The organism is Nocardia spumae (assembly GCF_020733635.1).
Lineage (GTDB): Bacteria > Actinomycetota > Actinomycetes > Mycobacteriales > Mycobacteriaceae > Nocardia > Nocardia spumae.
The window spans coordinates 4,365,399-4,390,270 of the sequence record NZ_JAJFZL010000001.1; the positions used below are offsets into that span (position 1 = coordinate 4,365,399).

Annotated in this window: 1 protein-coding gene; it reads right to left on the minus strand. The window is 69.0% G+C overall.

Annotation, left to right across the window (positions count from 1 at the left end):
- Positions 1 to 64: 64 nt before the first annotated feature.
- Positions 65 to 24,535, minus strand: a complete 24,471-nt coding sequence (locus LKD76_RS19590) for a non-ribosomal peptide synthetase (RefSeq protein WP_227982773.1) — start codon at positions 24,533 to 24,535, stop codon at positions 65 to 67.
- Between the last annotated feature and the right edge of the window lie 337 nt (positions 24,536 to 24,872).

Consider the following 24,872-nt stretch of genomic DNA (forward strand, 5'->3'; position numbering starts at 1 on the left):
GACCGACGACGGTGAGCTCGGGGAATCGACACGGACCGATCCGCGTCGCCGGTCATGTCTCATTTCATTTCTCGACGCGATTCATGAAACGTTCCAGCACGGCCCCGACCACGGCCAGGGATTGCGGATGACTGAGCTCGAGGTGGCGTGCGTCGACCACCGTGTTGTGAATCTCCCCAGTGACGTACGGCCGCCACGCCTGGGCCAGGGCGTCGCGATCCGCGCGTTCCTTGCCCGCGGTGAAGAAGATCAGGTCGCCGTCGAAGAGTCCGGGCCGGTAGCCGGCGGACAGATCGCTCGCGGTCTCGAAACTCTCCATCACCCGATCGGTCTGCTCCGCGCTGAACAGCCCGGTCCCGACCACTTGGTCGCGGATCACCGTCCACGCCTGTTCGTGGGTCCGCGCCCGCACCACATCGTCGAGGTCGAACAGTTCGCGCCATCCGCCCAGCAGGTCCGCCATGACGTGGCCGGGCGCCGGTGCGTCGGGTCCGGCGCTCTCCGGTGCGCCGGCCGAATTCGGCTCGCCTACTCCGGAATCCAGCAGCGTCAGGGTTCCGACATGGGCGCCGTCGCGTTGCAATCGCACCGCCATCGCGTGCGCGATCTGGCCGCCCAATGACCATCCGAGCAGGTGATACGGGCCCTCCGGCTGGACGCGGCGAATCTCTCGGGCATACCGCTCGGCCAGTTCGTCCACGGAATCCGCGCGTGGCTCGCTCGCCACGACATGCGGGTCCTGCAGGCCGTAGACCGGCCGATCCTTGTCCAGGTGCTCGATCACCCCGCCGTAGAACCATGCCAGGCCGCCGGCTGGATGCACGCCGAACACCGGGGGCTTGGATCCGGCCGCGCGCAGTGGAAGCAGCACTTCCAGGCCCGAACTTCCCGCCGCTTCGTCGGCCCGGTGCGCCAGGGCCCGCGGTGTCGCGTCCTCGAACATCCATGGCAGCGCCACCTGGACCCCTCGGGCGGTCAATTCGGACACCACCATCGTGGCCAGCAGCGAATTCCCGCCCAGATCGAAGAAGCCGTCGGAAATCCCGACCCGGTCCACACCGAGGATCTGTGCGTAGACCTCGGTCACCGCTTTCTCGGAAGGTGTTCTCGGCGCGGTGAATTCGGCGGTCGGCGCGTGGAAATCGGGTGCGGGCAGAGCTTTTCGGTCCAATTTCCCGTTGACCGTCAACGGCAGATCCGCCAGCACCATCACCGCCGAGGGCACCATGTAGCTCGTCAATACCTGAGCGGCGCTGTCGCGGACCTCGCCTGGATCGATCTGCCGGCCGTCGCCGCTCACGACGTAGCCGATCAGCTGGTCGACGCCCAGGGCATGGCGATGGATCGTCGCGGCGGCGCGCGTCACGGCCGGGTGCCGCAATAGCGCGGACTCCACCTCCCCCAGTTCGATGCGATAGCCACGCAGCTGCACCTGCGTGTCCGCTCGTCCGGCGTAGGTCAGTTCGAGTCCGTGTGCGGCCCTGGTCCAGCGGCCACGGTCGCCGGTACGGTACACCCGGGTTCCACCGGGGCCGAAGGGGTTCGCGACGAATCGCTGCGAGGTCGGCACCGAGGCCCGCAGATAACCGCGGGCCAGCTGCTCACCGGCCACGTAGATCTCGCCGGCGACACCGATCGGCACCGGCCGCAACCGGTCGTCGAGGACGTACACCCGCAACCCGGGCAGCGCATGTCCGATCCCGGCCGGACCCGGGCCTTCGATCTCACGGAATGTCACATGCACGGTGGTCTCGGTGATTCCGTACATATCGATCAGCCGAGGCGACCCCGGCTCGTGCGCGGAGAACCACGGAGCCAACCGGGAGGTGTCGAGCGCCTCGCCGCCGAATACGACGTAGCGCAGGGCGAGACCGTCGGCGCGACCGGATGCGCGGCGGTCGCGCTCCGCGTCGGCGAACCCATAGAACGCCGACGGGGTCTGACTCACCACCGTGACGCGCTCCCGCGCGAGCAGATCCACGAACGCCTCCGGCGATCGGGAGGTCGCGTAGTCGACGACGACCAGCCTGCCACCCGACAGCAGCGCACCCCACATCTCCCACACCGCGAAATCGAATGCGTACGAATGGAACATCGTCCACACATCATCGGGTCCCAGCTCGAATCGTCGCGCCGTGCCGGTGAACAAGGCGACCGCATCACGGTGGGTGACCGTCACCCCCTTGGGACGGCCGGTGGAGCCGGAGGTATAGATCACGTACGCGACGTTGTCCGGCCGCAGATCCGGCGCCACCGGCTCGGGTCCGCCGCTGCCCTCGGCGATCTCGTCGATCAGCACCAGCGGTGCCGCGTATCCGGGTAGTGCGGAAACGGTGTCGGCGCAGGCGAGTACCGCGGCCGGACGCGCGTCGTCGAGCACGAACCGCAGGCGATCGGCCGGGTAGGCGACATCCAGCGGCAGATACCCGCTGCCTGCCCGGATCACCCCCACCAGCGCTACGACCAGATCGATCGACCGCGGCAGTGCCACGGCGACAAGCGATTCCGGTCCCAGACCCAGCGCGGTCAGCCGGGCCGCGACCTGGGCGGAACGCCGCTCCAGTTCCGCGAAGCTCAGCTGCGTGTGGCCGTCGGTGACGGCGATAGCATCGGGCCGGCATCGGGCACGGGCGGTGAACAACCGGGCGAGGGTGGCGTCGGGTGCCACCGCGCCGTCCTGCCCTGCCGCGTCCAGGACTTCGCGTCGCTGTACCGCGTCCAGGAGTTCGATATCGCCGACCACCGACGACGGATTCGCCGTCACGGATTCCAGAATCCGCGTGTAGGTTCCGGCGAACCGTGTCATGGTCTCGTCGGTGAACAGGTCGGCGGCGAAGGTCAACCGCCCCGCCATGCCGCCCGGGCCGCCCCGAGCGCCGAAGCGCTCGACCAGCTTCACGTTCAGATCGGCCTGCGCCCGCTCGAACCCGCTCTCCATCGGCTCGATACTGAGCTCCGGCAGCCGCAACGCGGCCTTGCTCAGGTTCTGGACATCGAGCGTGACCTGGTACAGCGGCAGATGCGCGGTCGAGCGCGGCGGATTCAGTGTCTCCACCACCTGTTCGAACGGCACGTCCGCATTGGCCAGGGCCGCAAGATCAGTCTCGCGGACCGCGGCGAGCAGTTCGTCGAACGGCCTGCGCATCGGCACCCGCGATCGCAGGACGAGGGTGTTGACGAACATGCCGATCAGATCATCGAGATCGCGTTCGCCACGGCCGGCCACCGGTGTGCCTATCGCGATATCGCCGACGCCCGCGACTCGAGACAGCAGCACTGCCAGCGCGGCGTGCAGAACCATGAAGACCGTCGTATTCGTCTGTCGCGCAAGGGTGACGACGCGCTCGTGCAGTTCGGCGGAGACCTCGAAATCGACGGCGCGACCGTGCATCGACGCGACCGCGGGCCGCGGCAGATCGGTCGGAAGCTCGAGGAGTTCGGGCAGCCCGGTGAGTGTGTCCTTCCAGAATCGCAGCTGCCGTGACATCGCCGAATCCGGGTCCTCGGCCGAGCCGAGCAGCTCGTCCTGCCAGAGCGCATAGTCGGCGTATTGGATCGCGAGCGCCGGCCATGCCGGCTCGGTCCCGTATCTGCTGGCCTGATACGCGGTCGCGACATCTCGCACGAGCGGAATCATCGACTGTCCGTCGGCGCAGATGTGGTGGACACAGATGACCAGCACATGGTCGCGGTCGCCGAGTTCGAACAACTCGACCCGCAGCGGCGGCGCCTGTGTCACATCGAAACCTGCCGACACCACCGCGATCGCGCGGTCCATGAGCTCTGTCTCGTGCACTCGGACCGGCGTGAGCGCCGCGACGACCTGTTCGGTCGGGACGACGACCTGAGCGGGCTGCCCGTCGATCAGCGGGAACCGGGTCCGCAGCGATTCGTGACGATCCACGACCAGTTCACATGCCCGCCGCAGCGCACCGATATCGAGATCTCCACGCAGGCGGATCACCAGCGGGATGTTGTATCCGCCGACAGCGGTGTCGAATTGGTTGAGGAACCACATCCGCTGCTGAGCCGGTGACAGGGGGACCCGTTCGGGCCTGGTACGCCGGGTCAGCGGCACTCGCGGGCCCCGCTCGACGACGGTCAGGCGCGCGGCGAGGTCCGCGACCACGGGCGCCTCGAAAATATCTCTGACCCCCAGCCGTACGCCCAGAGTTGTGCTCAGTTGCGCGGCCACGCGGGTAGCCGACAGCGAATCGCCGCCGACGTCGAAGAAGCTGTCCGTGGCGCCGATATCGGCGATGCCCAGCACACCGCCGAACACCTCGGCGACCCGGCGCTCGCCGTCGGTGCGGGGTGCGATCCGTTCGCGGGTCTCGGTGAACTCCGGCACGGGAAGGGCCGCGCGGTCCAGTTTGCCGTTCGTGTTGAGCGGGAGCTCGGGCAGCACCGAGAACATCTCGGGCACCATGTGCGCCGGAAGCCGCGTCTGCGCGGCGGCCCGCACCTCGCCCGGGTCGATCTCCTCATCGGTGACGAGATATCCGACGAGCCGTTCGACGCCGCGATCGTCCGTGCGCCGCAGCACGACTGCCTGCTCGACGCCGGGATGTCCGGCCAGCACGGATTCGATCTCGCCGAGTTCGATCCGCTGGCCGCGGATCTTGACCTGGAAGTCGCGGCGCCCCAGGTATTCCAGCGTATGGTCCGGCGTCCAGCGGACCATGTCACCGGTCCGGTACATCCGCGCACCCGCCGGACCGAACGGATCGGCCACGAACGCGGTCGCGGTCGTAGCGAACCGTTCGAGATAGCCACCGGCCAGCTGGTCACCCGCGAGATACAACTCCCCCACCACCCCCGCCGGCACCGGGCGCATCCACGCGTCCAGCACCACGGCCCGCATGCCGCGGATCGGCACGCCGATGGTGACCGTCCTGCCGGGAAGCAGCGGGCCACCGATCCCCGCCAGGATCGTCGCCTCGGTGGGGCCGTACCCGTTGAGCAGGGTCCGGCCCGGCGACCACCTGTCCACCGTTTCCGCGGTGACCGCCTCGCCTCCGGCCATCAGCACCCGCAGCGAGTCCAGACCGTCCGGCGACATCGTGGCCAATACGCTCGGCGTGATGAATGCGTGCGAGACCTGCTGCGTGCGAATCAGTTCCGCCAGTTCGGCACCGGCGAACACGCCACGCGGCGCCATCACCAGCGCGGCGCCACAGGTGTGGGCCAGCAGCGTCTCCAGCACCATCACGTCGAATCCGAGGGAGGCGGCCTGCAGGACCCGTGAGCGGGAGTCCGCCTCGAACCGCTCCTGTTGCGCCGCGGCGAAATTGGCCAGCCCGTAGTGCGTGACCGCGACGCCCTTCGGTATTCCCGTGGAGCCGGACGTATACAGGACGTAGGCCGTGTCCAACACGTGCGGCGCCCGCATGAGCTCGCCATCGGTGAGCTCGCCACTCGGACGTGCGGCAATCGCCTTCTCGACATCCGGATCGTCCAGCACCAGCGGACGCACCGTGCCGGGCAGCAGCTTTCGCGCTTCCTCGATCGTGACCGCGACCCGGATCCGGGCATCGGTCATCATGAGCGCGACACGCTCGGCCGGATTGCGCGCATCGATGGGAACGAACGCCGCGCCGGTCTTGGTCACCGCCCACAGGCCGACCACGGATGCCGTCGATCCCGGCATCGCCAGCGCGACCCGGTCGCCCGCGCCGACGCCCCAGTCGATCAGCTGCCGCGCCAGCTGGTTGGACCTGGCGTCCAGGTCCGCGTACGACATCGAACGCGATCCGGAAATCACGGCCGCCGCAGCGGGATTCACCGCGACACCGTCGGACAGCAGTGCGGCCATGTGCCGCGGTTCCGCGGCGCGGCCACCCGAGGCGGGGACGAGCTCGCGCCGCTCGGTTTCGGTCAGCAGATCGATCGCGCCGATCCTGGCGCCCGGATCGCTGGTGATGGCCCGCAGCACGGCTTCCAGGCGTGCCGCCAGACCCTCCGCGGTCGCGTCGTCGATACGGGCCCGCTGGTACCGCACCCGCACGTGCAACTCGTCGGTGAGGTGCGCCTGCACGGTGATCGGATAGTGTGCCGCGTCGCGTCCGTCCGCGCCGACCACCCGCATACCGTCGATATCCGCCTCACCCAGGCCGCTGCTGTCGACCGGATACGACTCGAATACCACGAGCGTGTCGAACAGCAGACCGCCGCCGGCGTTCGCGATGATCTGCGACAGCTCGAGGTAGTGGTGGTCGAGCAGGCGGGTGTTGCCGGTCTGCATCCGGTCCAAGGCGTCCTCGATCGTCAGATCTCGGCGGACGTCGGCGGCGACCGGAATCGTATTGATGAACAGGCCGATCATCGACTCGACGCCGGGCAATTCGGCGGGACGGCCGGATACCGTGCTGCCGAATGCCACCCGCTCGGCGCCGAGCAGGTTGCCCAGCACCACGGACCAGGCGAACTGCGTGATCGTCGCCATGGTCACGCCGCGCGCTCGCGCGAAGCCCACCAGGTCCGATGTGGTGACGCTGTCCAGGACGACGGGCAGATCGATCGGAATCTCGGCCGTGGTCGCGGTCTGCGGATCGGCCACGAGCGTGGGCTCGTCGACCTCTCGCAACGCGCCCCGCCACACCTCGAGGCTCGCCTCGCGATCGCGTCCGTCCAGCCAGGACAGATAGTCGCGATACGACGCCGGCGCGGGGAGCAGCTCCGCGTGCGCGGCAACGGCGTACAAGCCGATCAGTTCGCGCCACAGCAACGGCAGCGACCAGCCGTCGAGGAGCAGATGATGCGCGGTCAGCACCAGCCGGTACTCGTGCGGCGCCGTGGCGATGAACAGGAACCGCAGCAGCGGCGGGTCGGCGGGATCGAAGACGACCGCCCGCTCCGCGTCGATCAGAGCGTCCACTTCCGGTGTGCCGCCGGGGATGTCGACACGCCGCCAGGGCACCGCGATCTCCGCCGGGACGACCTGGGCGGCGACGCCGTCGGCGGTACGGGTGAATCCGGCCCGCAGGTTGGGGTTCCGGTCGAGCAACGCGCGCACGGCGCGCTCGAGCCGATCCTCGTCGACCTCACCCGCCAGGGTCAGCACCGACTGCGCGGTGTAGACGTCGATCTCGCCGGCCGCGAATTCGGCGTGGAACAGCAGGCCCTCCTGCAGCGGAGCCAGCGACCACACCTCGCTCAGCGGACCGTAGCGGTCGACGAACCCGTCCAGATCCCGCTGTGTGAGTGCGACCAGCGGAACATCCGCCCGGGTCAGCGGCCACGGGTCACCGGTCGTCGCGAGGGCGGCGATCTCGCTCACCGCGTCGACCCATCCGGCGACGAGTTCGGCCACGTCGTCGCGTTCGAGCAGGCGTGAGGCGTAGCCGATGTGGGCGCGGAGTTCGGGGCCGGATTCGGTGTCCACGATGTCGACGTCGATCGTGATCGCCGCCGCGGCGGGCATATCCGGATCGAAGGCGCCCCACCGGTCGAACTGCTCGCCGGTCGGGATCCACGCGAGATCCGACAGTGCGGCCAGGTCGACACCGGCGCGGCCGAGGTTGTTGAAGCTGATCTGCGGCTGCGGTGCGGTCGCGAGCCGGTCGGCCGTCTCCGAATTCAGATAGCGCAACAGGCCGTAACCGATGCCCCGGTCCGGGATCTCGTGCAATTGATCCTTGACGGCCAGCACCGCCGTGCGCAGATCGGCGTCATCGATTCCGGTCGGCTCCAGCGCGACGGGGTAGGCACTGGTGAACCAGCCCACGGTGCGGGACAGATCCGATCCGGGCACGAGCTGTTCCTCGCGGCCGTGTCCCTCCAGCAGTACCTTCATCCCCGCGTGCTCGACGCCGCGTCGTCTGCGCCAAACAGTCAGGGCCGCAGCCAATCCGGCCAGCAGTGCGATGTCCGCGCCGGCGCGCGCGACGCGCGGCACCGAGTCCAGCAACGCCGAGGTCACCGCGGCCGGGATGGTCGCGGTCAGATTCCGCACCGTCGCCTGGGTGTCCAGTGCCGGATCCAGTTGCGCGCTTCCCAGTAGCGGATCGGCCGCGGAACTCATCCGCTGCCACAGCGCCAGCTCGCCGTCACGCTCGGTCGCCGCGGCGGCGAGTGCGTGTGCCCACCGCCGCATCGAGGTCCCCTGCGCGGGAAGCTCGACGGCATCGCCCCGGCCGATCTGCTGCCAGGCGGTGACGAAGTCGGGCAACAGGATTCGCCAGGAGACACCGTCCACCACCAGGTGATGGATCACGATCAGCGCGCGGGCTTCGGAGTCGACGCCCGGCTCCGGAAGCAGGCACACGACCTGCAGCATCCGTCCCGCGGCGGGATCGAGACGACCGGACGCCTCTGCCAGCGCCGCTTCCACCACCGCGGTGAAGCGGTCCGTCCCCGGCGTCTCATGTGCGCCGAAGGTCCGGGTGAACACCGCCGCGGAGGCGTCGGCGGTGTCGGCGGGCGACACCCGCAGGCCCTGGTCGAGCATGCGCGAGCGCAGCATGTCGTGCTGGTGGAGCACCGCCTGCACGGTTGCCGTGACCTGCTCGACCCGGGCGTGCCCCGGGAGCCTGACCAGGACCGACTGCGCGAAACGAGTGGCAGGGCCGGGGCGTTCGGCGAACCAGGACACGATCGGGGTGCGCGGGATGTCGCCGACGCCGCCGCCGGGCAGCTCGGCCAGGCCCACCCGTTCGGCGGCGGCCACCTGCGCCAGGCCACGAACGGTCTTGCGCTCGAAGATGTCGCGGGCCGTCACGACGACACCCGCCGCCTTCAGCCGGGAGGTCAGCTGAATCGACATGATGGAGTCGCCGCCGAGCTCGAAGAACGAGGAGGTCGCGCCGACCGATGCCACGCCGAGCACATCGGCGAAGGCGGCGGCGATGGTGCGCTCCAGATCGGTCGCCGTGGCGACGGCATCGTCCTCGGGAGTGCCGAACACGGGTTCGGGCAGCGCTTTTCGATCCGCCTTGCCGGTCGAGGCCAGCGGCATACTGTCCAGTACGGTGACCGTCGAGGGCACCATGTGGGCGGGCAGGCCCGCGGTGAGATGAGCGAGTATCGCGCGGGTGTCCACGGCCGCCCCGGGTTCGGCCACGATGTACGCGGCGAGCGTCGGCTGGCCGCCGGGGCCTTTGCGGCTGACGGTGACCGCGGCCGACACCTGCGGATGCGCCAGCAGGACCGCGTCGATCTCGCCGAGTTCGATGCGCTGGCCGCGGATCTTCACCTGGAAGTCGACGCGGCCCACGTACTCGAGCGCGCCCCGCGGTGTCCAGCGGACGATATCGCCGGTGCGATACATCCGCGCTCCGGGCTCGCCGTACGGGTTCGCCACGAACGCGGCACCGCTGGCACCGGGCCGGTTCAGGTAGCCGCGCGCCAACGCGGCGCCGGCCAGGTACAACTCACCGTGCACCCCGACCGGTACCGGGCGCAGGCGAGCGTCGAGCACCAGCGCGTCGACACCGCGGATCGGGCCGCCGATATCGATCACCTCACCCGGCCGCACCGGTTCGCTGATGGTGACCACGATCGTCGTCTCGGTCGGACCGTAGATATTGTGCAGCCGCCGTCCCGGCGCCCAGGTCGCGATCAGGTCCGCGGACACCCTCTCGCCGCCGACCGCCAGCACCCGCACCGAGGTGCAGTCCGCGGGCGACAGCGTGGCCAGCACACTGGGCGTCAGGAACGCGTGCGTCACCCGATGGGTGCGAATCAGCGCCGCCAGATCCGGGCCGCCGTACACCTCCTGCGGCGACACGACCAGACACGCGCCGGCCGCACACGCCATGAACGCCTCGAGCAGCACCGCGTCGAAAGCCGGCGCGGCGACCTGCAGGACTCGGGAGGTGGGCTGCACCCGGTAGCGCTCCCGCTCCTCGGCCGCGAACCCGGCCAGTCCGGCGTGCCCGACCACGACACCCTTCGGCGTGCCGGTCGACCCGGAGGTGTACACGACATACGCGGCATCCGGAATTCGCAGTGCCCGTGGACGCTCCGCGTCGGTCACGGCACGGTCGGCGCGCGCGGCGATCTCGGCGGCGGTCCCGGGGTCGTCCAGCGCGAGCCAGCGGACATCGCCGGGCAGCGACACGCGGGCAGCCTCGACGGTGAGTCCCACGGCCACACCGGAATCGCGCACCATATGCGCGATCCGGTCGGTCGGATATCGCAGATCCACGGGGACGAAGGTGGCGCCGGTCTTCGCGATCGCCCACATCGCGACGTGATAGCCGACCGACCGCGGCACGGCCAGCGCGATGAACACCCCAGGTCCGGCGCCCTGCGCCAGCAGATGCGCGGCGAGCCGGTTGGAACGGCTGTCGAGCTCGGCATAGGTGAGGGTTTCGCCCCCTCCGGTCAGCGCGGTCGCGGCCGGGTCCGCGGCCACGGGCGCGGCCAGCAGCTCGGGCAGCACGCGCGGTGTGACGCTCGCGCCGCCACGGGCGGGGACGAGTCGTTCGGTCTCCGCGGTGTCGAGCAGATCGATACCGCCCACCGGCCGCGCCGGATCGGCCGTCACCGTTTCGAGGACGCGGACGAACCGGTTCGCGAACGACCGCGCGCTCGACACGACGAAAAGATCGGTGGCGTAAATGATCTCGCCGTCGATCCCGGCGGCACGGTCGCCGTCGGTGCGTTCGGTCATCAGCACGGTGAGGTCCGTCTTCGCCTGCGCGATACCGGGATCGAGCAGTTCGGCCCGCACACCGGGCAGTTCGAACCTGGCCTCGCGCATGTTCTGCAGTCCGAACATCACCTGGAACAGCGGTGTGTACGCGGCGGATCTGCCGCGATCCAGGACATCGACGAGCCTCTCGTAGGGCAGGTCGGCGTGAGCGAGCGCGTCCACATCCACTTCGCGCACTCGCGCCAGCAGTTCGCGGAACGACAGGTCGTCCTGGACCCGCGTGCGCAGCACCACGGTATTGACGAACATGCCGACCAGATCGTCGAGGGCCTGGCTGCCCCGACCGGCTACCGGTGAGCCGACCGAGACGTCCTCGCTGTGCGCGGTGCGCGCCAGCAGGATCGCCAGGGCGGCGTGCAGCACGGTGAATACCGTGACACCCTCGCGGTGCGCCAGCCGCACGATGTCGTCGTGCAGCCACGGCGACAGTCCGAAGCGGATACTGCCACCGGCCATCGACATGGTGGCGGGCCGGGGCCGGTCCGTGGGCAGGTCGAGCAGTTCCGGAGCGTCACCGAGAACCGTTCTCCAGTGGGCGATCTGCCGCGCGATCGGGGAGGACGGATCGTCCTCGGCGCCGAGCATGTCGCGCTGCCACATCGCGTAGTCGGCGTACTGGATTTCGCACGGTATCCACTGCGGTGCTTCGTGTTTCACCCGAGCCGCGTAGGCGGTGAAGATATCCGCGGCCAGCGGAGCGGTCGACGAGCCGTCGGCCGCGATGTGGTGTACCACCACCACGATCACGTGCTGGTCGGGACCTGTGCGCAGGATCCGCGTCCGCAGCGGCACCGATTTCGCGACATCGAAACCGGTTTCGACGACCTGCCGAATCCGGTCGGCCAGCTCCTGCTCGTCCTCGACCGGCTCCGGTTCGAACGTCGATTCCGCGGCCACATCCGCCACCTCGCGCACCAGCTGATACGGCTCGCCCTCGGCCACGGGGTACATCGTGCGCAGCGGCTCGTGCCGGGCGACCACGTCCAGTACCGCGGCCTGCAGGGCATCGATGTCCAACCGGCCGGTCAACCGGGCCGCGAAGCAGATGTTGTACGCCGCCGAGGCGGTGTCGAACTGGTTCAGGAACCACATCCGCCGTTGCGCCGCCGCCAACGGAATCCTCGCCGGTCGTGGCCGAGGCTCGAGCGGCAACACCCTGGAAGCGGTTCGCGTGCCGAGCCGTTCGGCCAAGCCCGCGATCGTCGGTTCGTCGAAGATATCGCGGATGCCGACCTCGACATTCAGTGCTGTCGTGGCACGGGCCGCGATACGGGCGGCCGACAGCGAGTTGACGCCGATCTCGAACAGGTTCGCCGTCACGCTGATCGGATCGCCGCCGGTGAGGTGCCCGACGATCGACGCCAGCCGCGACTCGTATTCGGTGCGGGGCGCCACGAAACCCTCGCCGTCGTCGAATACCGGTTCCGGCAGGGCGGATCGATCGAGTTTGCCGTTGGGGGTGACCGGCATCGCGTCGAGGACCTGCACCGTCGCGGGGACCAGATATGCCGGGAGAGACCGGGTGAGCCGGGCGCGAAGGGCGCGCCCGTCGGTGTCCGCATCGGGCACGAGGGTGACGTAGCCGATGATGTGTTCCGGGGTGGCGACGACAGCGCAGCGCGCGACATCCGGCAGCGTCGCCAGCGCCGCCTCGATATCGCCCGGCTCGACCCGCTGGCCGCGAACCTTCACCTGGAAATCGCTGCGGCCCACGTATTCCAGTTCACCGGCCTTCGTCCACCGGACGAGATCGCCGGTCCGGTACATCCGCTCACCGGCCGCACCGAAGGGGTGTGCGACGAACGCGCCACAGCTCAGGCCGGCGCGGTCGTGATAGCCGCGCGCCACCTGCACACCCGCGACGTAGAGGTCACCGACGACCCCGACCGGCACCGGCCGCAATCGTGAATCCAGAACGTAGGCCGCCATTCCGGCAACCGGGGTGCCGATCGGCACCATCGCACGAGTGCGCGTGCCGGGCAGGCAGCGTGCGGACGCGACGACCTCCGCCTCGGCCGGGCCGTACCAGTTCACCACCTCGGCGTGGGCGAAGACGGACGATGCCGCGTCGACGGTGCGCTGCGCGAGCGCCTCACCGGCGAGGAACACCCGCCGGATCGAGGGCAGCGGCGTGGCATCGGTGGTGTCCAGCAGCACGTCGAGCATGGACGGTACGAAATGCGCGGTGGTTACCCGATATGTCGCGATGACGTGTGCCAGATAGGCGGGATCGCGATGTCCGCCGGGTTCGGCGATCACGATTCGCGCCCCGGTCTGCAAGGGCCAGAACAACTCCCAGACCGCGATGTCGAACGTGACCGGGGTCTTGTGCAGCACGATGTCGGACGTGCCGTGCGGCCACTGTCGCTGTGCCCACGCCAGCTGGCTCACCGTCGCGGCATGGGTCAGCGCCACGCCCTTGGGCACGCCCGTCGAGCCGGAGGTGAACAATACGTAGGCGACGTTTCCCGGCCGCAGCGGTGCGTGCCGCTCGTCGTCGGTGAGCGGCGTCTGGGGCATACCGGTCAGGTCGATGGTGTCGAGGCAGGCGGTCTCGAACCGGCCCGCCGGCCCCTCGCCGGCCGCCGCGGTGGTGAGTACCAGGATCGGCCGCGCGGCCTCGAGGACGTCGGCGATCCGGGCGCTGGGATGGTCCGGATCCATCGGCAGGAACGCGGCGCCCGTCTTGACCACCGCGTACAGTGCCGTGATGAGCTCGGACGATCGCCGGATATGCACCGCGACAACGGTTTCCGGTCCCGCACCGTGGGCGATGAGCCAGCGGGCCAGCCGATTGACGCCCGCGTCGAACTCCCGGTAGGTCACCACCGTGCCGTCCGGGAGGCACAGGGCCGCGGCGTCCGGGGTGCGGGCGACCTGGTCGTCGAAGGCGTCGACCAGCGTGCGGCCCGAGGCCGCCGGACCACCGGTGTCGTTCCAGCGCTCGAGCACCTGCCGCCGCTGCGCGGGATCGAGCACATCGATCTCGCCGACAGCGACGTCGGCGTCGGTTGTGGCGGCATCGAGGACGCGCACGAACTGCTCGACGAAGCCGTGGATCGACTCCTCGTCGAACAGGTCCGTCGCATAGGTCAGGCGCAGTGTCATGCCGGTGGGCTCGTTGTGGGAGCCGTGCCCCTCGGTCATCATCAGCAGCAGGTCGTAGACCGCGGCGCCGGCGCCCGGATCCATGTTCTCGACGGTGAGGCCCGGAAGTTCGATCCGCCCCCGCGCCATGTTCTGGTAGGCGAGCATGACCTGGAACAGCGGCGTGTGGGCCGTGGATCGAGCCGGATCGAGCACCTCGACCAACTGCTCGAACGGCACCGCGGCGTGATCGAACGCCTCGACGGCGGTGCGCCGCATCTGGTTCAGCAGGCTCGTGAACGATCGATCCGCGCCGATCCGGCTGCGCAGCACGAGTGTGTTGACGAACATGCCGACGAGGTCGTCCAGCGCCCGGTGGCCGCGACCGGCGTGCGGCACACCGATGGTGACGTCGTCGCTGCCCGAGAGCTTGGAGAGCAATACCGCCAGCGCGGTATGCACCACCATGAATGTGGTTGCGCCGCAGTGTCGTGCGAGCGCCTCGACCCGGCCCTGCAGCTCACCGGGGATCGTGGTGTGCACGACGGCGCCCCGCTTGGTCCGCACCGCCGGCCGGGGCCGATCGGTGGGCAGATCGATGACCTCGGGGGCATCGGCGAGTTGCCTCCGCCAGTAGGCGATGTCGCGGGCCAGGCAGGAGTCCGGATCGTCGGCCGAACCCAGCACCTCCCGCTGCCACAGGGCGTAGTCGGCGAACTGCACCTCCAGCGGAGCCCAGTCGGGCGCCCGGCCGTGCGAGCGCGCACGGTAGGCGGTGACGATATCGGCCGCCAGTGGCGCCACCGAGAAGCCGTCGCAGCTGATGTGGTGGATCGCGAGCGCGACCACCCATCGCTGGTCCGACAGCTGATACAGCGCGCTGCGCACCGGCACTGCGGCCGACACGTCGAATCCGGTGGCGAAGAACTCGGTCAGCCGGGCGCGCAGCTCACGCTCGCCGACCGGGCGTGGCACGAGGTCCCAGGCGCCGACGACCACGTCGGAGTCCAGCACGACCTGTGTGGGTACGCCGTCGGCGGCCGGGTACACGGTGCGCAGGCTCTCGTGTCGTTCGACGACGTCGCCGACGGCCGCGGTCAGCGCGGCGATGTCGACCACTCCGTCCAGTCTCATCGCCAGTGGCACTGTGTATTCGGCCGAGGACGGATCGAACTGGTTGAGGAACCACATCCGTGGCTGCGCCAGCGACAGCGGGATCCGATCCGGACGTGGTCCGCGCGTCGGCGCGGGCAGATTCGGCACGTCGCGCAGCTGTGCGACACGGTCGGCGAGTTCGGCGACGGTGGACGCCTCGAAGATCGTCTGTACCGGCACGGTCACTCCGGCGACCTCGCCGATCCGGCTCAGCGCCCGCGTCGCGAGAAGCGAATTGCCGCCGAGTTCGAAGAAGTTGTCGTCCGCGCCGACGTCCGGAACGTCGAGCAGTTCACCGAAGATGCCGGCGACGGCCTGCTCGAGCAGCCCCTGCGGCGAGCGATACGCCGAGTCCTCCGCTCGCACATCGGGTTCCGGCAGCACCTGATAGTCGACCTTGCCGTTGGCCGTGACCGGGATCGTATCGATGCGAACCACCGCGGACGGCACCATGTAGGCGGGCAGCCGCTCGAGCAGGAATCCGCGGAGTCGTGCGGTATCGAGAGATCCCTGGGCCACCACATAGGCGACCAGGCGCTGCTCCCCGCGATCGGTGCGCATCTGCACCACCGACGCCCCGACCTGCTCGTGCGCGATCAACGCGGCTTCCACATCCCCGAGTTCGATTCTCAGACCGCGCACCTTGACCTGTGTATCGGCACGGCCGACATAGCGCAGGTTCCCGTCCGCGCCCCAGCGGACCAGATCGCCCGTCCGATACAACCGGGCACCGGGCGCGCCGCCCGGGTCGGCGACGAAACTCGCCGCCGTCCGGCCAGGGCGATGGTGATAGCCCCGAGCGAGCTGGACGCCGCCCAGATACAACTCTCCGGTCACTCCGGCGGGAACGGGATGGAGCCGCGAATCGAGCACGCGGACGGTCACATTCGCTTCCGGACGGCCGATGGGCACCGTGCCGCCGTCGAGTTCGTCGATCCGGTGAGCGGTCACGCTCACCGCGGCCTCGGTCGGCCCGTACAGATTGTCGATACGGGCCGTGCCGAGCTGCCGGAAACGCCGGACGGTGTCGGCCGGCAACGCCTCACCGATGCACAGCACCCGCCGCAGGGCCGGAAGCTCGCGCGCACCGGCCACGTCGAGGAATGCCGACAGCAGCGATGGCACGAAATCCACGGTGGTCACCCGGTATTCGGCCAGCAGACCGGCCAGCGCCCCGGGGTCGGCGTGTGCGTCCGGACCCGCGACGACGAGCGACGCGCCACAGGTCAGAGCGGAGAACAACTCCCAGACCGACAGATCGAAGGTGACCGGCGTGCGCCACACCATGACGTCCTCACCACTGAGGCCGTAATGATCACGCAGCCAGCGCAGTTGGTTCACCACCGCGCGATGTGCGACCGCCACCCCCTTCGGTGTGCCGGTGGAGCCCGAGGTGTAGACGACGTAGGCCAGATCGTCCGGGTGCAGGGGCCGGATTCGATCGGCGTCGGTGACCGGGGACGCGTCGGCGTACTCGGCTCCGAGTTGTTCGAACCACCACTGGACGACCTCGGCGGGCAATTTCGCCGCATCGGCCGGGCGGGTCACCACTGCGATCGGCCGTGCATCGGCGACGACCGCGCGCACGCGTTCGACCGGATGATCCGGATCCAGTGGCAGATAGGCCGCACCGGCCGCATGAATCGCGTACAGCGTGGTCAGCAGATCGACGCCGCGGCGCATCGCGACGCCGACGACGGTCCCGGGGCCGACTCCGCGCCCGATCAGGACCCGGGCCATCGCGTTGACCCGCGCCGCGAATTCGCCATAGCCGTACCGGCCACCACCCACGGCATCGACCACCGCGGGCGCGTCCGGGCACAGGTCCGCCTGTGCGGCGAACACGGACGGGACGGTCGCGGACGACCGACTTGTCGTCTCCCCCGCCGAACGGGTCGCCACGTCGTTCCACTCGCCCGTGATCAACAGATCGACATCGCCGACGACACCGGTCGGATCGGCCACGACCGCCCGCAGCAACAGCAGGTAGCGCTCGAAGAGCGTGGTGACGGTGCTGTCGTCGAAAAGATCTGTGGCATAGTTCAATTCGACGGACATCTCACCGTGCCGACCGTCCCTTCCCGGCGCGTCGACGATGTTGAGGTGCAGGTCGTATTTGGCGATGTTCGGATCGATCATCCTGGCCGATACCGTCAGGCCCGCCAATTCCACCACAGGTATCTCGATGTTCTGGAACGAGAATCCGACCTGTGTCAACGGCGCGTGTGCGGTCGAGCGCGGCGGATTCAGTACCTCGACGAGGCGCTCGAACGGGATGTCGGCGTTCTCGAAGGCACTCAGATCGGTGCGCCGGACCTGCTCGAGGACCTCCGCGAAGCTCGCGCGGAGGTCGACCGGTGTGCGCAGCACCAAGGTATTGACGAACATGCCGATCAGGCCCTCGAGACCGCGCTCGCCGCGGCCGGCGATCGGGGTGCCCACCGCGATATCGCCGGTTCCCGACAGCCGGGCCAGCAGGACGGCGTACGCCGCCTGCATGACCATGAAGACCGTCACGTCGTGGTGACGCGCCAACTCCACCAGCTCGGAATGCAGGTGCGCGGGCACCGTCGCCGATACCGTCGCGCCGCGGAAGGACTGCCTGGCCGGCCGCGGCCGGTCGGTCGGCAGGTCGAGCACCTCCGGCAGCTCCGCCAGGGCCGAACGCCAGTATTCGATCTGGGCGGTGGTGACGCTGTCCGGATCTCGGTCGGTACCGAGCATCTTTCGTTGCCACACCGCGTAATCCGCGTACTGCACCGGTAGCGGGGCCCACGACGGCCGCTGCCGGTCGACGCGAGCTTGGTAGGCAGCCGCGAGGTCGGCGGCCAGCGGAGCCAGCGACGACCCGTCGAAGCTGATGTGATGGACGACGAGAACCAGCGTGTGGTCATCGGGCGCACTGCGCAGCAGGGTGATTCGGCAGGGAACCTCGGCGGTGACATCGAATCCGATACTCGCCGCCGCCGCCACGTGCCCGTCGATCTCGCCGGCGGCAATCGGGATCGTCGCCAGCGTGGGTAGCGCCGCCGGGGCGGACACGATCACCTGGTGCGGTCCGCTGTCGCTGTCGGGGTACATCGTGCGCAGCGACTCGTGCCGGTCGAGCACATCGGTGATCGCCGCGCGCAGGGCCGGCACGTCCAGTTCGCCCGCCATGTGCACGACCATCGGAATGTTGTACAGGGACGAGTGCCGGTCGAGCCGGGCGAGAAACCACATGCGCGTCTGTGCGGGCGACAGCGGAATCCGGTCCGGACGCTCCTGCGGGACCAGCGGCTCCCGGCCGATCGCGTTCGCGGCCCGGATACCTCGCGCCAGTGCGGCGACGGTCGGCGCGTCGAAGAGCGCGCGCAACGAGACATCGACGCCGAATGCCGCGCTCAGCTGTGCTGCTGCCCTGGTCGCCGACAGCGAATTGCCACCCAGCTCGAAGAAGTTGTCCGAGGCGCCGACGCGCTCCAGGTCCAGCACCGCGGCACATACGTCGGCCACCAACTGTTCGAACGCGTCCCGCGGCGCCACGAATTCCTTTGCCGCGGTGACGAACACCGGCTCCGGCAACGCCGACCGGTCGACCTTACCCACCGGTGACAGCGGCAGCGCGTCGAGCACCGTCAGCGCGTCGGGAACCATATGCGCGGGCAGCCGTTGCGCCGCGTACCCCAGCAGGCCGTCGGTGTCCGAGGTGTCGTCGACCGGCACGACGTAGGCGGCGAGCCGCGACTCACCGGCGTGTTCGGCGCCGACCACCACCGCGACCGTCACCGCGGGGTGCGAGGCGAGCACGGCCTCGATCTCGCCGAGTTCTATGCGCTGCCCGCGAATCTTGATCTGAAAGTCGGCGCGGCCGAGATATTCGAGGGTTCCCGCTGAGGTCCAGCGCACCAGATCGCCCGTGCGATACATGCGCGCGCCCGGATCGCCGTATGGATTCGCCACGAACGCGGCGGCTGTCGCGGCCGGACGAGTGTGGTAGCCGCGCGCCAATTGAACCCCGGAGACGTACAGCTCCCCCGGCACTCCGACCGGGACCGGCCGCAGATCCGTATCCAGGACGATGGCCTCGACACCGCGAATCGGGCCACCGATCGTGAGACGATCCTCGGTGCGCAGCGGATCGCTGATCGCGACCATGATCGTCGTCTCGGTCGGCCCGTAACCGTTGAACAGGCGACGCCCCGGCGCCCACGCCGCGACCGTTTCCGCCGATACGGCCTCGCCACCGGCCACCAGCACCCGCAGCGAATCCGATCCGGCCGGCCGCATCGTCGCCAGCACGCTGGGCGTCACGAAGGCGTGCGATACCTGGTGCACGGCGATCAATTCCGCCAGCGCGGCGCCGGCGAAGACGTCGGGCGGCGCCACGACCAGCGCCGCACCGCAGCCGTGCGCCATCAGCAACTCCAGGACGACCGCGTCGAAACCCGGTGCGGCCAGCTGCAGTACCCGCGCCGAGCTGTCGACGCGGTAGCGATCCCGTTGTTCGGCAGCGAAATTCGCCAATCCCTCATGGGTGACCGCGACCCCCTTCGGCGTCCCGGTCGAACCGGAGGTGTACAGCACGTAGGCCGTTGCCGCGGGGTGGCAGGACCGCACTCGCTCGCCATCGGTCACCGTGGCCGACGACCACGATGCGATCCCCTCCGCCGCATCCGGGTCGTCGAGCACCAGCCGCCGGACCGAACCCGGGAGCAGATTCCGCGACGCCGCGACGGTGATCGCCGCGCGCACGCCGGCGTCGGCGAGCATGAGTGCCACGCGTTCGGCCGGATTGCGTGGATCGATCGGTACGAACGCGGCGCCCGCCCTGGCGACCGCCCAGATCGCGGTCACGAACTCCACCGACCGTCCCATCGCCAGCGCGACCTGATCACCAGGGCCCACACCCCATGCGATCAGCTGGCGCGCAATGCGATTCGACCAGCCGTCCAACTCGGCGTAGGTCACCGTGCGTTCGTGCGCGACCACCGCGACAGCGTCGGGGTCCGCGACCGTCAGCAGATCCGCCAGCACTCGCGGGGCCTCGGCAGGCCCTCCCGACGCCGGCACCAGTCGTGCCCGTTCGGCGCCGGTCAACACATCCAGATCGCCCACCCGCACGCTCGGGTTCGCCACGATCTCGGCGAGGACCCGATTCAATCGCCCGGCCAGTTCCCGGACCGTCTCGCGATCGAACAGATCGGTGGCGTAGTTGATCCGCATGGCGACATCACCACCCGCGGCGGCGTTTTCGGCGATGGTGACGATGAGGTCCACCTTCGCCGGCTGCGGGCCCGGGTCCAGCGGCTCGACCGTGAGTTCGGGCAGCGCCAGACTCGGCAGGACCATATTCTCGAAGGCGAGATAAACCTGGCATACCGGGGCGTGCGCGGTCGAACGGTGGGGAACCACCTCCTCGACCACCCGCTCGTAGGGCAGGTCGGCGTTGCTGAAGGCGTCGACGTCGATGTCCTTGACCCGGGCCAGGAAGGCGAGGAACGATTCACCGGACCGCACCTCGGTACGCAGCGCCACGGTATTGACGAACATCCCGACCAGTGACTCCAGTGCGGTCTCGCCACGACCGGCGACCGGCGTCCCGACGGTGATATCCCTCGAACCCGCCAGCCGGGCCAGCAGAGCCGCCAGCGCGGCGTGGACGACGATGAAGGTCGTCACATCGGCAGAGCGCGCGAGGCGTTCGATGCCGGCGAAGGTCCCGGCCGGGATCACACTGTCCGCGACATCTCCGGCCAGGGAGCGGTGTGCTGGGCGTGGGCGGTCCGCGGGCAGGTCCAGCACCGGCGGCATCCCGGCCAGTTGCGCTGTCCAGAAGCGCAATCGACGTGCGGCCCTCGACTCGGGATCGTGCTCGTCGCCGAGCAGAGCGCGATGCCAGATGCTGTAGTCGGCATACTGCACCGTGAGCGGCAGCCAGTCCGGGGCCTTGTCCTGCGATCGGGCTTCGTAGGCGGTGGCGATATCGGCGGCAAGCGGCGCCAGCGACGATCCGTCGCAGCAGATATGGTGCAGCACCAGCACCAGCACATGCTGGTCCAAGGGGGCGCAGGCCAGCAGAGCGACCCGGATCGGGGCAGCCGTGCGCACGTCGAATCCGGCCGTGGTCAGCTCCTCGATGCGATGTGCGAGATCGGCCGGGTCGATCACCACGGGCGTCGGATCGAGTTCCGCGAGCACCTGATCGGCGGGCAGAACGACCTGTGTGCCTTCACCTTTGACGTCCGGATAGACCGTCCGCAGGGATTCGTGCCGATCGATCACGTCGGCCATGGCGGCGCGCAGCGCGCCGACGTCGAGGCGGCCGGTCAACCGCACCACCAGTGGAATGTTGTACGCGGCGGAGGCCGGATCGAGCTGATTGATCAGCCACATTCTGTTCTGCGCCGGTGACAGCGGAATCGGCCCCACCCGCGGTTGTGGCCGCAGCGCGAGCCGTCCGGAGCCGTCACCGGTGCCGATGCCCGCCGCCAGTTCGGCGACCGTCGGCCGGCCGAACAGATCGCGCACCGACACGGTGGAACGGGTCAGTTCGGCGATACGTGCCGCCGCACCGGTCGCGGTGAGCGAGTTGCCGCCTCGTTCGAAGAAGTTGTCCAGGACGCCGACCCGCTCCAGGCCCAGTACTTCGGCGAAGACATCCGCGATCGCCTCCTCGACGGCCGAACTCGGCGCGACGTAGCCTGCCGAGGAGTCGAAGACCGGTTCCGGCAGCGCGCGATGGTCCACTTTGCCGTTGACCGTCAGCGGGATGCGCGGCACGGTGACGACGACAGCCGGAACCATGTACTCGGGCAGCGAGGTCGCGACATGGGTGCGCAAGCCGTCCTCCGCCGGCGCGTCGGCGCCGTCGAGCACGACGTGGGCCACCAGCCGGGCGGCCTCCGTACCGGGCAGGTGCACGCTGACCACTGCCGCGGCGACCGCCGGGTGGCTCAGCAACGCATTGCGGATTTCGTCCAGCTCGATGCGGAACCCGCGCAGCTGCACCTGCTGGTCGGCACGGCCGCGATATTCCAACTCGCCCTTGTGATTCCAGCGCGCGACGTCACCGCTGCGATACAGCCGTTCGCCCGGCGGCCCGAAGGGCCCGGCGACGAATCGCGCCGCAGTCAATGCGGGCCGGCCGAGGTACCCGCGAGCGAGCTGGGTTCCGGCGACGTAGATCTCGCCCCAGGCGCCCACCGGAGCCGGCCGCAGCTGCTCGTCGAGAACGTACGTGCGCAGCCCCGGCAGCGCCGATCCGATCGTGCTCGGCGCACCCGGCACCGCGACGCTCGGAGTCAAACCACGGTGGGTCACGAAGACGGTGGTCTCGGTGATGCCGTAACTGTTCACCAGCACCGGCAGCGTCGGATTGTGTTCGTACCAATCCGTCAGCCCCGCGGGATCGAGACGTTCCCCGGAGAGTACGACCAGTCGCAGCGACAGCTGCCCGTCGGCCGCACCGGAATCGTCGTACCGCCGCTTCGCGACTCCGAACTGCTGGAACGCCGAGGGGGTCTGACTGAGGACGGTGACCTTCTCCCGGGCGGCCACGCGCACGACGTCGTCGGGTGCACGGGTGGTGGGACCGTCCACGACGACGAGGCGGCCACCGCTGACCAGCGCGCCGAAGATCTCCCACACCGAGTAGTCGAAGGCGAACGAATGGAACAGCATCCACACGTCGCCCGGCCGCACGCCGATCTCGTCGCAGGCGTTCGCCAGATAGGTGGCCACCGCGCGGTGGGTGACGGCAACGCCCTTGGGACGACCTGTGGAGCCGGAGGTGTAGATGACGTAGGCGATATTCGTGAGCCGCAGCGGACGGGTCCGGCAGGCATCGGTGATCGGTGCGGCGGCAGCCTCGCCGCCCGCGTCGGCCTCCTTGCCGACAAGCACGACCCGGCTCGGATCCGCCGGAATATGCGCGCGCACAGCAGGAGTCGTCACGACGGCGATCGGGTCGGCGTCGCCCAGCACATAGGCCAGCCGCTCGGGCGGATGGGCGAAGTCCAACGGCAGGTATCCCGCGCCGGACTTCAGCACCGCGAGCGCGACGACGACGAGAGCGGCGTCGCGTGGCATCGCGATCGCGACCAGGGTGTCCGGTCCGGCGCCGCGGGCGATCAGGGTGCGGGCCAGCCGATTGGCCCGCTCGTCCAGCTCGCGATAGGTGAGAGCGTTCGCATTCGCGGTGACGGCGACAGCGTCCGGTGTCATCGCGGCCTGCCACTCCAGCAGATCCACGAGCGTCGCCGTACTCGTTCTGCCATCGCGCCCGGCCAGCTCTTCGATGATGCGGGCTCGCTCGGCGGGGGCGGTGAGCGGTACACCGGTCACCGGCGCATCCAGCGGCGTCTCCAGCAGGCGCCGCAGAAACTCGACGAACCGGTGGGCATGTGCGTCGAGTTCGTCCTGGCCGTAGAGATTCGCGTTGCCGTGCAGTTCGATCAGCAGTGGCGCGTCGGGCCCCGAGCGATACATGTTCAATTGCAGATCGTCGAGGGCGCCCGAGGTCAAGGCGCGATAGCGGCCGGTGGCGCCGCCGAGGCGAATCTCCGAATCGAAGAAGAGGATGTTGACGATCGGGCCGAACGAATTCGCGGAGGCGTCCACGGCATTCGAGTCGCGGCGCAGATCCTCGAATCGGTAGAGCTGATGGCGCATGGCGAGAACCAGTTCGGACATCGAGGCGCGGATGAGCTGCTCCACCGTGGTCGTGGCGGACACGGTGAATCGGATCGGCACCATATTGGCCAGCATCGCGGCCGCGTTGCGCAGCCGCTTGGTCACGCGCGCGGTCACCGGCATCGAGAGGACCACGTCGTCGCATCCGGTCATCCGCGCCAGGAACGCCGCGAAGGCGCCGACGACCACCTGGGCGGGCGATGCGTTCAGGCCGGCGGCGACGCGGTCGAGAGTTCCGGACAATCGAGATAAAAGCTCCAGTCCGGCAACCCGATCCACGTCGTGAAGGCGCGCGGCGCGGCCGGAGAGGCTCGTCGGCGCGGGAAGATCGGCCACCTTGGCGAGCCAGTACGCCTTGTCGTCGGCGAAGCGGGAACTGTCGCGGTAGGTGTGCTCGGCCTCGATGATGTCGCGCAGTTTCGCGCCGGCCATGGGCGCCGGCGGTCTGCCCTCGAGTAGTGCGTTGTAATGCTCGGCGACCCTGGTCAGGGCGTTGAAGGCACCGTAGCCGTCGATGATGAGATGGTGGGCGCGCGCGTACCACAGATGACGGTTGTCGGCGATCCGGATCAACCGGGTGGCAGCCAGGCGTTCGCGACTCAGGTCGACAGCCTTGGTGTTGTAGTCACGGCGCATCCATTCCATCGCCGCGGCGAACGGATCGTCGCTTCCGCTGAGATCGAGTACGGTCTCGTCGTAGAAGATGCTGTGGTCGACGAATTGATATGGGACGCCGTCGATCTCGACGACTCGAACGATGAGGGATTCGGTTTCGTGCCCGGCCGTGTTGACCGCCTCGGCGAAGGCGTCGGCGTCGATCGGCCCGTCGATCTCGACGTAGTGCGCGATGTTCATGGGCTGCCCACCGGGAAGGTGGTCGGCGAGCCACATCCCGTGTTGCGCTCGCGACAGCGGAATCAGATCCGACTGACCGACGGCAGGTTCGACTGAACTCGGATTCATCTGCACCCCTCGCTAAGATTCGGAAACACCGGAGCACGGCGAATGAACCTCTTCGTGCCCGAAATGTGCCTGTGTGAGCGCTTCGCCTATGAAGCGATGCCTATCTCCCGCGCGAATACGCGAATCAGGAAGAACTCACCGTTCCGAATCCCCCGGAACCCAACCCCGACGCCACGGTGTAGCGCGGTCCACCTCGCAGCACCCATGTATCGATGTCTCCCAGCATCTCGAATTATTAGAAATCGGACGTTTAGAACATCTGGTAACGCAACACAGAAATTGGCACTACAGCTAACTTGCAGAACGCCTGTCACGGACCCGTCCGCGATGCACTCGA

Bases quoted from the DNA above. Each gene is read 5' to 3' on its own strand.
- LKD76_RS19590 (WP_227982773.1), bottom strand. From the start codon at position 24,535: ATGAATCCGAGTTCAGTCGAACCTGCCGTCGGTCAGTCGGATCTGATT.